This is a genomic window from Microcoleus sp. LAD1_D5 (genome assembly GCF_036702115.1).
Taxonomy (GTDB): domain Bacteria; phylum Cyanobacteriota; class Cyanobacteriia; order Cyanobacteriales; family Microcoleaceae; genus Microcoleus.
In genome coordinates this window covers 16,781-29,295 of sequence record NZ_JAUBSA010000072.1, presented here as the reverse complement: position 1 = coordinate 29,295, position 12,515 = coordinate 16,781, and the positions used below count along the sequence as shown (strand labels likewise).

11 protein-coding genes are annotated in these 12,515 nt (G+C 46.4%); 6 read left to right on the top strand and 5 right to left on the bottom strand.

The features are described from left to right. Nucleotides 1–154: 154 nt before the first annotated feature. The 3 genes from QUA70_RS23300 to QUA70_RS23290 all read right to left on the bottom strand — a co-directional run bounded on the left by QUA70_RS23300 (nucleotide 155) and on the right by QUA70_RS23290 (nucleotide 3,244). Complete coding sequence (locus QUA70_RS23300; RefSeq protein WP_333331278.1) at nucleotides 155–1,084, bottom strand: phosphoribulokinase; 930 nt, start codon at nucleotides 1,082–1,084, stop codon at nucleotides 155–157. 235 nt (nucleotides 1,085–1,319) lie between these two features. Beyond that, nucleotides 1,320–2,963, bottom strand: coding sequence for a GTP-binding protein (locus QUA70_RS23295; RefSeq protein WP_333350206.1), 1,644 nt, complete (start codon nucleotides 2,961–2,963; stop codon nucleotides 1,320–1,322). An 86-nt stretch (nucleotides 2,964–3,049) separates the two neighbouring features. Beyond that, complete coding sequence (locus tag QUA70_RS23290) at nucleotides 3,050–3,244, bottom strand: hypothetical protein (protein ID WP_333350205.1); 195 nt, start codon at nucleotides 3,242–3,244, stop codon at nucleotides 3,050–3,052. Nucleotides 3,245–3,582: 338 nt separating this feature from the next. Here QUA70_RS23290 and QUA70_RS23285 point away from each other — a divergent pair, with 338 nt between their 5' ends. Both QUA70_RS23285 and QUA70_RS23280 read left to right on the top strand, forming a co-directional pair. Continuing rightward, the gene (locus QUA70_RS23285) at nucleotides 3,583–5,514 is read left to right on the top strand and encodes an ATP-binding protein (protein ID WP_333350203.1); all 1,932 of its coding nucleotides are present in this window, start codon (nucleotides 3,583–3,585) and stop codon (nucleotides 5,512–5,514) included. 248 nt (nucleotides 5,515–5,762) lie between these two features. After that, complete coding sequence (locus QUA70_RS23280; RefSeq protein ID WP_333350201.1) at nucleotides 5,763–6,293, top strand: hypothetical protein; 531 nt, start codon at nucleotides 5,763–5,765, stop codon at nucleotides 6,291–6,293. Nucleotides 6,294–6,524: 231 nt separating this feature from the next. Here QUA70_RS23280 and ilvD read toward each other — a convergent pair whose 3' ends face one another. Beyond that, the gene (gene ilvD, locus QUA70_RS23275; RefSeq protein WP_333350199.1) at nucleotides 6,525–8,210 is read right to left on the bottom strand and encodes a dihydroxy-acid dehydratase; all 1,686 of its coding nucleotides are present in this window, start codon (nucleotides 8,208–8,210) and stop codon (nucleotides 6,525–6,527) included. Between the two features lie 287 nt (nucleotides 8,211–8,497). Between ilvD and QUA70_RS23270 the strand changes: the two genes are divergently transcribed. Next, complete coding sequence (locus QUA70_RS23270) at nucleotides 8,498–9,340, top strand: pentapeptide repeat-containing protein (RefSeq protein WP_333331284.1); 843 nt, start codon at nucleotides 8,498–8,500, stop codon at nucleotides 9,338–9,340. Nucleotides 9,341–9,413: 73 nt separating this feature from the next. Continuing rightward, nucleotides 9,414–10,268 (top strand): sulfite exporter TauE/SafE family protein, encoded by an 855-nt coding sequence (locus QUA70_RS23265; protein ID WP_333331261.1) that lies wholly within the window; start codon nucleotides 9,414–9,416, stop codon nucleotides 10,266–10,268. Nucleotides 10,269–10,361: 93 nt separating this feature from the next. Here QUA70_RS23265 and QUA70_RS23260 read toward each other — a convergent pair whose 3' ends face one another. Beyond that, on the bottom strand, nucleotides 10,362–11,162 hold the full coding sequence (locus tag QUA70_RS23260) for a hypothetical protein (protein WP_333350197.1): 801 nt from the start codon (nucleotides 11,160–11,162) through the stop codon (nucleotides 10,362–10,364). Nucleotides 11,163–11,492: 330 nt separating this feature from the next. On the opposite strand from QUA70_RS23260, the gene QUA70_RS23255 reads away from it, so the two are divergent. Together QUA70_RS23255 and QUA70_RS23250 are read left to right on the top strand one after the other, a co-directional pair. After that, entirely contained in the window at nucleotides 11,493–11,819 is a 327-nt protein-coding gene (locus QUA70_RS23255; protein WP_333350195.1) for a hypothetical protein, read from the top strand. A gap of 59 nt (nucleotides 11,820–11,878) precedes the next feature. Further along, nucleotides 11,879–12,418, top strand: coding sequence for a GIY-YIG nuclease family protein (locus QUA70_RS23250; protein WP_333350193.1), 540 nt, complete (start codon nucleotides 11,879–11,881; stop codon nucleotides 12,416–12,418). Nucleotides 12,419–12,515: the final 97 nt, after the last annotated feature.

Here is a 12,515-nt window from a genome sequence, read left to right as displayed (position 1 = left end):
AAGTTAATAGTTGGGATTCAATCCAGTCAAGCAAAACTTTCCATTATATCATAAAATTATTTTGCAAGAGGTCTATTAGTTATTGGTTATTGGTTATTAGTTATTGGTCATTGCAATAACAACTAACAACTAACAACCAACAACTGCCAACTAACTAATACACATGAATTGCTTTCATCATGTGATATGCAACTAGCAACTGCGTCAAAGCTAGCGGGTAACTTTGCAAAACTTCGCCAGTTGTGCCGATCAGTTTGCCAATTTCCGGGTTGCCTTGGGCGGTGCAAAATCCCCGCAGGTGTGGCAACTCGCCGCACAAGAGCATTTCCAGTTCGTTTACTTGATCGCTAGTAGCGTGGGAGTCTACTTCCAAAACGTCAACAGGTTTGCCCATATCCCGATCGAGTCCCAAGCGAATTGCAGGTTGAAAACTATCGCTGCCTCGACCTAAAATTTCAGTAAAATCAGGGTGAGGAATTGTCGGTCTGAGCACTAAACGGACGCTCAAATTCGATTCATTGTCCGCTTCTGGCGGGTAAAAACTAACTACAACGTCGGCCGATTTGCGCTGAGGACGAATGAAGTCTTCAGAGTCCGGTTCCCGTTTTTTTATTTCTGCAAGCACCTGTTCTTCAGTATAACCGCGCTTCATGATATCGCGCTTAACTTTCCACTGAGTTCGCAACTCTTCGGGAGGAGCCAGATACACTTTTACGTCGTAAGAATCGCGGATCGTTCGGGTTGCGTAACCCAGCAAACCTTCAACTATTACAAATTTGCTGGGCTTGATGTATTCCGGCGGGTCGAATGTACCTGTGGTGTGGTTGTAGATGGGTTTGAGAATTGCTTGTCCGGTACGCAGCAGGCTGAGGTGCTGCTGCATGATGTCGAGGTAATTGCAGTCGGGATGCAATGCTGTGATTCCGATTTCGGCCCGCTGCTTTCTGTCGTAGCGATGATAGTCGTCAGTGCAAATCACAGTGACATTTTCTGGCCCCAATACTTGGGCAATTCCCCGCGTCAGGGTGGTTTTGCCCGCTGCGCTGTCTCCGACAATACCGAGAATAATTGGTCGATCGCTCATTGTTTTTACCCGGACGCACAATAGCAAATTTTGTTGTCAATCTTCAATCTTATCAAAATTGTGTTCGGTTCGATCGCTCGGTTTGACTTGATCCCCCCGGAGTCTCCACCATGTGTAAAATTATTGTAAAATTTCTTAATAAAATTCAACAAAGCATACTCATGGAACATCTCATTGAACGATCGTAATTACCCAATTCTCAATTCCCTGTTTGCCCAATTCCCTGTTTGGCCCATTACCAGTCATCCTTTCGTTTGTTGTTGTAAGTTTCCCAATCGTCGTATTGCGGCTGGTGATACAAGGGTTCTGGTTCTATTTCTGGTTCCAATTCGGCTGACATTTCTAATTCTGGTTCCGATTCCTGCTGATAAATGTTCAGAGGTTCGACAACGCGGGCGATCGCATCTTTGACAAATGCTTTGACAAACTCGTCTTTCCGATTTAACTGAAACTGCCTTTGCACAACTTCGGTGATGCCACCATCGCCCCAATCTTGGTCATGGCGGAAATATTCAATAAAACTTTTACCAGCAATTCGGGTTAAATAAGCAGCGCTGACTGCTTGAATTGCTTTGCCAAGTACAAACCCGGCTACGCTTAATTGCAACGCCCTTGAAACTACTTGAATTACGCCTTCAACTATGCCCAAACTTGCTAGGGTTTTTGCTAGAGACAATGCCAATTCTTTGGCGCGATCGATATTTAATTCGCAGCCGTAAATCTTGGCAATTTCTACTACCATTTGAGCGTTAACTGCTGCTGTCGCTAACAAATCCACAACTGGCAAAGGCGTTACAGCAATTACTCCGGCTCCGATCCACTGAAATCGCTCTACTGCTTTATCAGCTTGGCGCCTTCTTTGAGCATCAATTAACTTGCGCGCTTGGTCTCCCAAGTGCTGAGATTGCAGCAAAATATTGTCCGCAATTAAGTCTTCGCCTTCGGCTCGCAAAATCGCAGCGACGCGCCGAATTAATGGCATAATATGCGGGTCTGGCTGAAAAATTGTGCCGTCTTCTAGTACAACTTTTTGCGGATTGGCGCTAATTGCTACTACATCCATTGCTGATACAAAACCTTTGACTCGCTGCCGCAGTTGATCGAGAATTTCATCTCTGTCGGTGTCGGGATAAAGGTCAACTTTATTAAAAACCACGATCGACCTTTTGCCAATTTCCGCCAAAGTCCGCAGCGGTTCATACTCGGATTTTCGCAAATCGCCGTCCAAAACAAATAAGATCAAATCTGCCCTCGCCGCCAACTGCCTCGCCAATTCCTCTCTGTAAGTTCCCGCTACTCCCGCTTCCAAGATACCTGGGGTATCAGTAATTGCTAATTCTCGATCGATTCCTTTCAATTTCAGAGTGTAAGTTTCCCCAACTTCGGTAGTTCCCATCGGCGCGCCCACCTGTCCCGCCATCCGCCCCACCAACGCATTCACAGCGGAAGTTTTGCCCGCAGAACCGGTGCCGAAAACAACTACTCGAACGCTGCCACGAGCCATGCTAGCTTCAATTTCGCGGGCTCTCAACAGCAAAGCTTGCCGCGCTACTTCATCTTGAATGCGATCGACTTGTTGCCGAATTGCTTTAAGATTTTCCGAAGCAGCTTCACTTTTCACAACAGGAATCTTCGGAGTAATCGGCCGTTTTCCCTTAACTTTCTGAGGGCGTTGCAGCAACCTAAAATAGTAAACCAGCGCAAAAATTAGCGTTGCCAAAAGTACAATTATCAGGAAAATCAGCAAATTAGCCAGCAGCGGAGAAGCAGACCACGCAACTTGACTGTAAAGCCCTGTTAAGGAACTCACCAGCCCAATAATCAGCCCCAGGGCGAGGCAGAAAGCAGCAATTAAGGTTAACAGGCGTGGCAAAGGCATGAGGAAAGTGGCAAATAAAAGGGTTATGCTTTGATTTTTACATTACGCCGATAGTCATCAGTCATTGCAAATCTAAAATCTAAAATCTAAAATCTAAAATCTAAAATGGCGAAGCGCCCGTTAGCGAAGCCCGCCCCTACGCGGGCTACGCCAACGAAGAGGATCGTACTGCGCCACCCCGCAAACCGATTCTGTCCGTCTGCGGGCGGGATTTGCGGGGTTTTAGTGGTAGCGGGTGCAGATTTGTGCGATCGCCCTCTTGCTGCAATTGTAGCTTGCACGATAACTCAGCTACAGCTTATCACCCGCCGGAACCGCAGGCTGGTTTATTTGCATTTACCTACTTATTTATTCGGTGATTTATTCGATCACGAGTCTAGCAATACTTTTTTATTAAGAAACAAATATGACATTAAGTACAGAGAAACCCGGTTTTGTAACACCAGTGCCTCCTGGAAGCTCCGAAAGTAGAAACGAGAAACCTGGTTTCTTAGGCAAGGTAAGAGCATCCTAATTTACAAAAATTATCACATTAAATATCAATGCGGTACTCTCAAAGGAGCCGCGAGTTAAGTTAGACTGAATTGTCAGTGCGTGAATTATTCACAGGTTAGCATCTATGCAGCTCAAACATCTGAATCAGCCTTCACAAGAACTCTCTACCTCTTGCGAGCGTAACATCAAAGAGAGCCAGCCACTAAAGCCCAATTATTTCGCTCACATAGCCCGTTCCTTTCGCAACCTCAGTATTCACGACAAAATCTGCCGTGGGTACGCACTGGCTCTTTGTGTTGCGATTGGGGGAACGGCTGTCGGGATGTTGGTGGGCACTCATTACTATCGAATAACTAATAATCAAGTACACATCGAGCGAGAAAGTCAGCTTTTAAATAAGTTGCAGGTGGCTTTACTGCGGACGCAAAACAGCCAAGAGTGGCTGATTTACGGGCTAGAACAGCCCCAAGTTTTTGACACCGAATACCAACAACTACAAAACAGTATTTACAATTTAAAGTTGTTGTTATCGGAAGTCAAAAATTCTAAATACATGGAACAGATAGAAGGCATAGAAAAATTTAAAAAAACTTGCGATGCGCTATTATCTAATTATATTTATCGACTAGAAATAGTTAATAAAAAAATAAGTAAATTGCCAAATAACCCTGCTCAACAACTTGTAAAACGTAAGTTGCTGTCGAATTTAGATCGAGATAAAATAGGGTTGCAACTAGATAGGGCGGTCAATGATATAGCAGAAGTTATCGATCGCGCCCAACAGCAAGAAGATGCTGGGCGGGAGGCCCTGCTGCAAGCGCAGGCGCTGCGGGTGCAAATAATTTTGGGTAGCATGGCGCTGTCGATCGTCGTTGCAGCAATGCTGGCGGGTTTCACCAGTCGGGCGATCGCCAAACCCCTCGCGACTGTCACTAAAATCGCTCAGCGAGTGACTCAAGAATCTAATTTTCAGTTGCAAGTACCAGTTACCAGCACCGATGAAGTGGGAGTATTAGCAGCTTCGCTGAATCAACTGATTCAGAAAGTAAATCACTTGCTAGAAGAATTGAAATCTGAACAACAAACCCAGATACTTCAAAATGAGAAAATGGCAACTTTGGGGCGGATGTTAGCCGGTGTTGCTCACGAAGTTAACAACCCAATCAATTTTATCTATGCCAATATCGACCCCGCGAGACATTATGTTGAAGATATTTTAGATTTGCTCAAAACTTACGAAACAGAAATCCCCAACCCGCCGGCCGCAGTTATCGCCAAAGGCGAAGAAATAGACATCGATTTTCTCAAAGAAGATTTGAGCAAAATATTTGACTCGATGCAGCTAGGGGCTGAAAGAGCCAAAGCTATTATCTTAAGTTTGAAAGATTTTTCTCGCCTCGACGAGGCGGCCCCTCATCCCGTCGATTTGCACGCCTGCATAGACAGCAGTTTGCTGATTCTCAACAGCCGCATCAAACAGGGCATTGAAGTGGTGCGAAATTACGGGAATATTCCGACTGTTGAAGGCTATATGGGTTTGCTTTACCAGGTATTTGTTAACCTTCTCAACAATGCACTAGATGCTGTAGAAGAAAAAGCAAAAAGTGAGAAATCTAGCTCTGAGGAGGCGAAAAAACAATCTGCTTCGGAGTCACTTAAACAGAAAACACCTAGTTTTTCGCCGAGAATTGTCATTGCTACAGAATACTTGGACGACGACTCAGTGGTAGTGCGAATTTCTGATAACGGTACGGGAATAGCACCAGAGAGCCAAGAAAAAATGTTTGAAACATTCTTTACTACTAAACCGAGAGGTGTAGGTACTGGTTTGGGATTGGCAATTGGTCGCGAAATTATCGTTAATAAACACGGGGGGACAATAAACTTTTGGTCGGAGGTAGGAAGGGGGACAGAATTTTCGATCGCTCTGCCGATTAAGCATGAGAATTTAATGCAAAAGACGCTCTTAAAACCTGCAATTGCTAGCGAATATAATTCCCTATCCAGCGGGAACGCGCCAACCAAGTCCGAGGAGAGAGGAACTGTAAAAACTTAAAAGTTCTCAGTTTTTATAGCAGTTTCAAAAAAGAAGACCACTCTAAGCCCGCAATCTAAACTCTGATGTCATAATTCATGCCAAATCTAAAATCTAAAATCTAAAAGTGTATGAGATTTCTTACTGACTCGCTGTTGCTACCCCACTCGCTGAGTGATAATACCCAACTCAAAACTATTTTCAGTAATCTTGAAAAAGAGGATTTGCTATAATTTCAAGTTGAGTAATCACTGTACGGAGCGAAAATTATGGGACTATTTGACCAAATTTTGAGCGCGATCGACAATCCCAACCAACAAGCAAACCCCAATCAGTTAGGCAACATTGTCGGTGCGGTAGAGCAGTTGAGCGGCAACCAGGGCGTCGATGCGGGTACGACTCAGCTAGCAATGTCGGTTTTGGGCGGATACGTGCGATCGGCATTGCAAAACGTGCGATCGCAGTCGGGAGACGCACAAGCTCAACAAGTTGTCAACCAATTTAGCGGCACAAATCCCAATCCGCAAGCGGTACAGAGTTTGTTCGGCGCCGGCCAACTGACGCAGATAGTGAACGATATCGCCCACAGAACCGGTTTGAATAACGCGACAGTGCAGGCGATGATACCTGTTTTGGTGCCGCTGGTGCTGAATTTGCTAAAAACTGGCAGCAACGCCCAAAACCCAGCCCAAGGCAGCAATCCCGTTTTGAATACGTTTTTAGATTCAGATGGAGACGGCGACGTAGATATTACTGACGCCATGTCGATGGCAGGCCGCTTTTTGAATCAGCGCCGTTAATTTGGGATTTTTGTAACCGCAGATATCATATCATTTCCGGTTACACTCATACATGATGTTGACTGTTGACGGTTGACTGTTGACGCCGTGAACAGTCAACAGTCAACGCCGTGAACAGTCAACTCGAATTTACTTATTCCGATGCTAACGGATTTGATATCAGCGGATGGACACAGATGAACGCAGATAGGATTTTATCTGCGTTTATCTGCGGTTACAAAAATTCCAGCTTTAACCCAAACCCAAATCAGTCACAGCACCAACACTGCTAGAAGAAACCAACTTAGCATATTTAGCCAAAACGCCCCTAGTATAGCGAGGTTTAGGAGGCTGCCAAAGAGCGCGCCGCTGCTCCAATTCTGCATCAGAAACATTGAGCTGCAACAAGCGATTTTGAGCATCAATCGTAATTGAATCGCCCTCTTGTACCAAAGCAATTGTCCCGCCAACTTGCGCCTCGGGTGCAACGTGACCGACAACCAGGCCGTAAGTTCCGCCAGAGAAGCGACCGTCAGTAATTAACCCTACAGAATCGCCCAAACCAGCGCCAATAATTGCCGAAGTTGGTGCTAACATTTCGCGCATTCCCGGTCCGCCTTTTGGCCCTTCGTAGCGGACGATAATCACATCTCCGGCTTGAATTTTGCCCGCTAAAATTGCATCCAAACAATTTTCTTCAGATTCAAATACGCGCGCTGGGCCGGTAATTTGCGCTTTTTTAACGCCAGTAATTTTAGCAACTGCTCCTTCTGTTGCCAGATTTCCCCTGAGAATTGCTAAATGTCCTTGGGCGTAAATCGGGTTGTTCCAAGGGCGGATGACATCTTGGTCGGTGCGGGGTTCGGCTGGAATATCTGCTAACACTTCCGCAAGAGTTTGACCGGTAATTGTCAGCGCGTCTCCGTGCAGCAAACCCTGTTCTAGCAGGATTTTCATTACTTGGGGAATGCCGCCGGCTTTGTGCAAATCGGTTGCTACGTATTTGCCGCTGGGTTTGAGGTCGCACAGCACCGGCACTTTTGCTCGAATAGTTTCAAAATCATCGAGGGACAACTCAACGCCGATCGCATTGGAAATGGCTAATAAATGCAGCACAGCATTGGTTGAACCGCCGATTGCCATGATTACCGCGATCGCATTTTCAAAGGCCTTACGAGTCAAAATTTGGCTCGGTAACAACTGTTTGCGGACAGCTTCCACCATAACTTTTGCAGATTCGGCAGCGCTGTCAGCTTTTTCGGCATCCTCAGCAGCCATTGTCGAAGAATAAGGCAAACTCATGCCCATCGCTTCAAAAGCGCTAGACATGGTATTTGCTGTGAACATTCCGCCACAGGAACCCGCACCCGGACAGGCTTTCTCTTCCACTGCATTGAGTTCTGTTTGGTCAATTTTTCCCGCGCTGAATTGACCGACTGCTTCAAAAGCGCTGACAACGGTTAAATCCCGTCCGTTGTGGTGTCCGGGTTTGATCGTGCCGCCGTAAACAAAAATAGCAGGAATGTTCATGCGGGCGATCGCAATCATCGCCCCCGGCATATTTTTATCGCAGCCGCCGACAGCTAGCACACCGTCCATACTTTGGCCGTTGCAAACAGTTTCTATCGAATCAGCAATTACATCTCTCGACACCAGAGAATATTTCATCCCTTGAGTTCCCATCGAGATCCCGTCGCTGATAGTAATCGTACCGAACATCTGTGGCATCGCGCCGGCTTCCCTTGCACCCGCAATAGCCCGCAAAGCGAGCTCGTTCAATCCCATATTGCAGGGCGTAATCGTGCTGTACCCGTTGGCAATCCCCACAATCGGCTTAGTGAAATCGCCGTCACCAAAACCGACTGCCCGCAGCATTGCGCGGTTGGGCGCGCGCTGCACGCCCCCAGTCACAGCTTGGCTTCTCAAATTTTCAGGCATTTTAAAATTTCCTTTGTCAGTTGTCTGTTGTTGACTTGTCAGTTGTCTGTTTTTCTTTGCTGCTGGCTGTTGACTGCCCAGTGCCGAGAGTTTTACGCTATTTCTAATTTTCTCAGAAGCGTTGATATTTGTCCGACCTTTTAGGAGGCAGTGGCACCGCAGTGCCCCGAAAGCAATGCAAAGATTCTACAGATACTACAGCGTGCAGAGTGAATACCGTGGTTATCTGGGATGATGTGGTAACACCCATCACTCTAACGTTTAAAAAAAATTGCGAGGCGAATGACATGGAGGCCGATCGAATTCTGAGGCAATATGCGGCCGGAGAAAGAAATTTTCGAGAGATTAACCTCGTCGGGGCCGACTTAAAAGGGGTAAACCTCAGCGAGGCTAACTTTACCAGAGCGAATTTCCAAGACGCAAACCTCAAAGGCGCTAACCTGACAGGAGCGAACTTGCGCGAGGTGAAATTGGCAGGGGTGGATTTGACGGAAGCCAACCTCAGCGAAGCAAATCTCATCGGCACCGATTTGAGCCGCGCCAATCTCAGCGGGGCTAACCTGATGGGAGCCAACCTGCGCGGCTCAATGGCGAGAGAAGTCAACATGACCAAGGCTAATTTGACCGAAGCTAATTTGACCGAAGCCAACTTTACCGAAGCGAATTTGTTTGCGGCCAACTTAACCGACGCTAGCATGATTCGCATTAATTTGATGAAGGCAAATTTGAGTTGGTCAACTCTCAAAGCGGTAAACCTGACAAATGCCATCCTTAGCGAGTCGCTTTTAGAAAGAGCTAACCTGAATCAGGCAATTCTTAGCGGGGCGATGCTGAGCGGGGCTAACCTAACGGGTGCAGACTTGCGCCAAGTAACGATGATTGGAGCTAATCTCACCGACGCTAATCTGAGCAATGCTAATTTGAGAGTTGCTAATGTGAGTTGGTCAACGCTGGCAAGAGCTAATTTGAGCGGTGCTAATTTGTACCGGGCAAAGCTGTGCTGGTCTAATTTTAGCGGGGCTGTTTTGCTGGAAGCCGTTTTGATTGATGCTAATCTCAATCGAACTAACTTCCGCGATGCAGATTTGAGGCGGGCAATTATGCCGGACGGCACGACTAATGATTCTTAAAATTTGATTGTTAACTGTTAACTGTGGACTGTTAACTGTTGACTACTCACTAATGACTAATGACTAATGACTAATGACTATCAGTGAATTATTGATGTTGGGTGCGGCCGGAATTTTTGCCGGAATTCTAGCTGGATTTTTGGGTATCGGCGGCGGTACGGTTCTCGTGCCTTTGTTGGTGGCTCTCAATTACGCCCCCGTGCAAGCGGTTGCTACTAGCGGTTTGTCGATCGTCATTACAGCTATTTCTGGCAGCATCCAGAATTGGCGCATGGGCTACCTCAGCTTGAGCCAAGTCGCAGGCATCGGATTTCCAGCCGTCATCACAGCACAAATCGGTGCTTATTTGGCGGGGATATTTCCGCCTTACTTGCTGTTACTTACTTTTGGGTTGTTGCTGTGGCTCAATATTTATTTGATTGAAGTTCGCAAGCACCTGACAGCTAAGAAGAAAGCGGAACTAGAACAAGGGGAACTGGGAGGACAAGGAGAAAATGCTCAATTACCAATTACCAATCACGAATTACCCAATAATTCAAATGTTTTATTCCATCCAACTTTTGCGAAAATTGCTACCGGCAGTGCGGCAGGTTTATTAGCGGGTTTGTTCGGCGTAGGCGGCGGGGTAATTATGGTTCCCCTGCAAATTTTGCTGTTAGGAGAAAGCATTAAAACCGCAATTCAAACAAGCTTGGGCGTCATCGTCATCACGGCAATTTCGGCGACGGCGGGACACGCGGCGCGCGGGAATGTTTTGTGGGTTGTGGGGTTAATTCTTGGCGGCGGCGGTTTGTTGGGCGCGCAGGTGAGCACGCGGTTTTTGCCGAGATTGCCCGATCGTATTGTTAGTTTAGCTTTTCGATCGCTCTTGGCAGTGTTATCGATTTATGTTTTCTGGCAAGCTTGGCAAAAATTTAGTAACGGGTAATGGGTAATTGGTAAGGTGCGCGGCCCGGCGCACCCTACAAAAGACTGCGGGAAGATGCCCGCGCTGCACCCTAGGAAAAACGAATAAGTAAGACTAATTTGCTGATAGTTTCTTCACGGCGCGAGTCAGACGCTGCAAATAAGGCTTGACAATTTCTTGATTTTGCCTCTGCAACTCGGAAACTTGCTGCTGCAAATGCTGAATCTCGGTTTGCAACATCCCTGTGTCTATTGTGGGTCGATCGAGCAAATCCTGCAATTGCTTGAGAGAACCTTGGATTGTATCGAAGTCTACTTCGTTCGATCGCTCCTGTAACTGAGCCGTAATAGTTTTAACTTCAGTTAACTTTTCGCCCATCAATAAAAATCGGACGTTGACATTTTCCCAATCTTGCTCTCTCAGGGCGCTAGTTTCCAAAATGCGGAGTTTTTGCTGCAAATCGGATAGTTGCGTGTTGAACTCCTGAGAATCTGCCGGCAGCGCCTGGGCTTGGCGTTCGAGAGAGGCTACGGCAGCTTGTACCTCGGCGATGACGCCGGATTCCAAGCCCACGAGTTTCTGCTGCAAGTCGGAGACAGCGGTGTAGAGCTCCGCAGGCTCTCCAGGTAGTATCTGAACTTGCTGCGATCGACGTTCTACTGCGGCCTGTACGTCCGTAATCGCAGAATTTGCCTTTTGTTGCATTTGTTGCTCGAAACGCTGGCGATTGGCGAGATTTATCGAGAGTGCTGCGGTTAAGGGGGCGGCAGCGTAGACAATTTGGCCCGACAATCCTGCAGCAATCGTGCCAATAGCTGAACCAGCAACAGAGGCGTATTCTACCAATTCTAGCCAGTCCGGCTGGTTCGGGGCACTTCTCAAAGCTGGGAATGATGCTTTTTCAATCTTCTGCATAGCCTTTTAGTCGTAGTCGGATAGATGGCGATACCGACATGATAAAAGCGATCGGCAAATAAATCAGGGCTATTGGTCAAAATTTCCTGATTGTGGTATTTTTATTGACCGAAAGCATCGAGGATACAAGCCCCCGGATTCATCCGTGGGGTCAATGCTTCAATTCTTTAATCTAAAATCTAAAATCTAAAATCTAAAATCGATTGACCTCATGCCGGATAGCTTGTGCGTTTAAAACGCTCAGTGTCAGGTAAAATTCAGGATTAAGTCGATCGCTCAAAACACTTAACCAATAAGCGTTAACCGCCGTCTGTCAGGAGTATACAGAAAATGGGTCTTAAGATTATTGAAAGCTACGATAGCAGTTTTGTCCTCGAACCCGATGCGAAAACAGCACTGTTCGGTTTATTAACTGGTGAAAGCTTTGTCAAACAAGTAGCGCTACAATTGCAATGCTCGCGCATTGAGTTTGCCGAGTTACTTTTTCAGCCAGTCCCTTACAGCAGCGAGACGCCCAAGGGAATGCCTGCGGAATTGGAAAAGTATCATGAATCGAGCGATTTTGCGATCGTCAACGTCCCCCCTAATTTCATGTTCCAAGCCAAAATATTTAAACCCAGCCGCCTCTGTGCAATTTATCGAGTTTTTAAGAGTTAGGTAAAGGCTGGTTAATCTGTGGTTTAATCTAAAATCTAAAATCTAAAATCTAAAATCGGATGACAGAAGACATTCACTCTCTCGCCAGCTTAGAATTCATTCCTTACATAGACTCCGAGGGCAAATTGCCCGATTTTGTCCAGGGAAAAATTGGCGTTTACGCAATTTTTGACAACGAGAAAGTGCTGCAATTTGTCGGCTATTCTCGCGATATTTACCTCAGCCTTAAACAGCATTTGGTACGCCAAACCCAATATTGCTACTGGCTGAAAGTCCAAACTATCGACAAACCCAGCCGCACTATTCTAGAAAGCATTCGATCAAGTTGGATTGCGGAAAACGGTTCGCAGCCCCAAGGCAATGGTGTAGAGGCTGCCAAGTGGAACGATCCCATCGACACCAAAACTGTGATGACTGCCCAAGAAACAGCAAATTATGAAGGTATCTTCGCCGATGAAATCGCCAAAGATAAATTGTTAAAAAATGTCGCGCGGCGGGTGGAAAATGAAATTTTTTCGCTGCTGAAAGCTCGCGGCGTAACTGAAGAAATCCGGTTTAATCCCAAGCTAAAAACTAGCGGATTGCTGGATTTAAAGTAAATACCGCTCACCCGGCAGTCCGCCAGGGAATGAATTCCCTGTCTAATAGCGAAAGTCCTCTAAAAGAGGACTGAATAATTTATTAGTCCTCTTTTAG

What these genes read in the sequence shown, in the direction of transcription:
- QUA70_RS23300 (WP_333331278.1), bottom strand. Translation starts at nt 1,084, where the DNA reads ATGAGCGATCGACCAATTATTCTCGGTATTGTCGGAGACAGCGCAGCG.
- QUA70_RS23295 (WP_333350206.1), bottom strand. Translation starts at nt 2,963, where the DNA reads ATGCCTTTGCCACGCCTGTTAACCTTAATTGCTGCTTTCTGCCTCGCC.
- QUA70_RS23285 (WP_333350203.1), top strand. Translation starts at nt 3,583, where the DNA reads ATGCAGCTCAAACATCTGAATCAGCCTTCACAAGAACTCTCTACCTCT.
- QUA70_RS23280 (WP_333350201.1), top strand. Translation starts at nt 5,763, where the DNA reads ATGGGACTATTTGACCAAATTTTGAGCGCGATCGACAATCCCAACCAA.
- ilvD (WP_333350199.1), bottom strand. Translation starts at nt 8,210, where the DNA reads ATGCCTGAAAATTTGAGAAGCCAAGCTGTGACTGGGGGCGTGCAGCGC.
- QUA70_RS23270 (WP_333331284.1), top strand. Translation starts at nt 8,498, where the DNA reads ATGGAGGCCGATCGAATTCTGAGGCAATATGCGGCCGGAGAAAGAAAT.
- QUA70_RS23265 (WP_333331261.1), top strand. Translation starts at nt 9,414, where the DNA reads ATGACTATCAGTGAATTATTGATGTTGGGTGCGGCCGGAATTTTTGCC.
- QUA70_RS23260 (WP_333350197.1), bottom strand. Translation starts at nt 11,162, where the DNA reads ATGCAGAAGATTGAAAAAGCATCATTCCCAGCTTTGAGAAGTGCCCCG.
- QUA70_RS23255 (WP_333350195.1), top strand. Translation starts at nt 11,493, where the DNA reads ATGGGTCTTAAGATTATTGAAAGCTACGATAGCAGTTTTGTCCTCGAA.
- QUA70_RS23250 (WP_333350193.1), top strand. Translation starts at nt 11,879, where the DNA reads ATGACAGAAGACATTCACTCTCTCGCCAGCTTAGAATTCATTCCTTAC.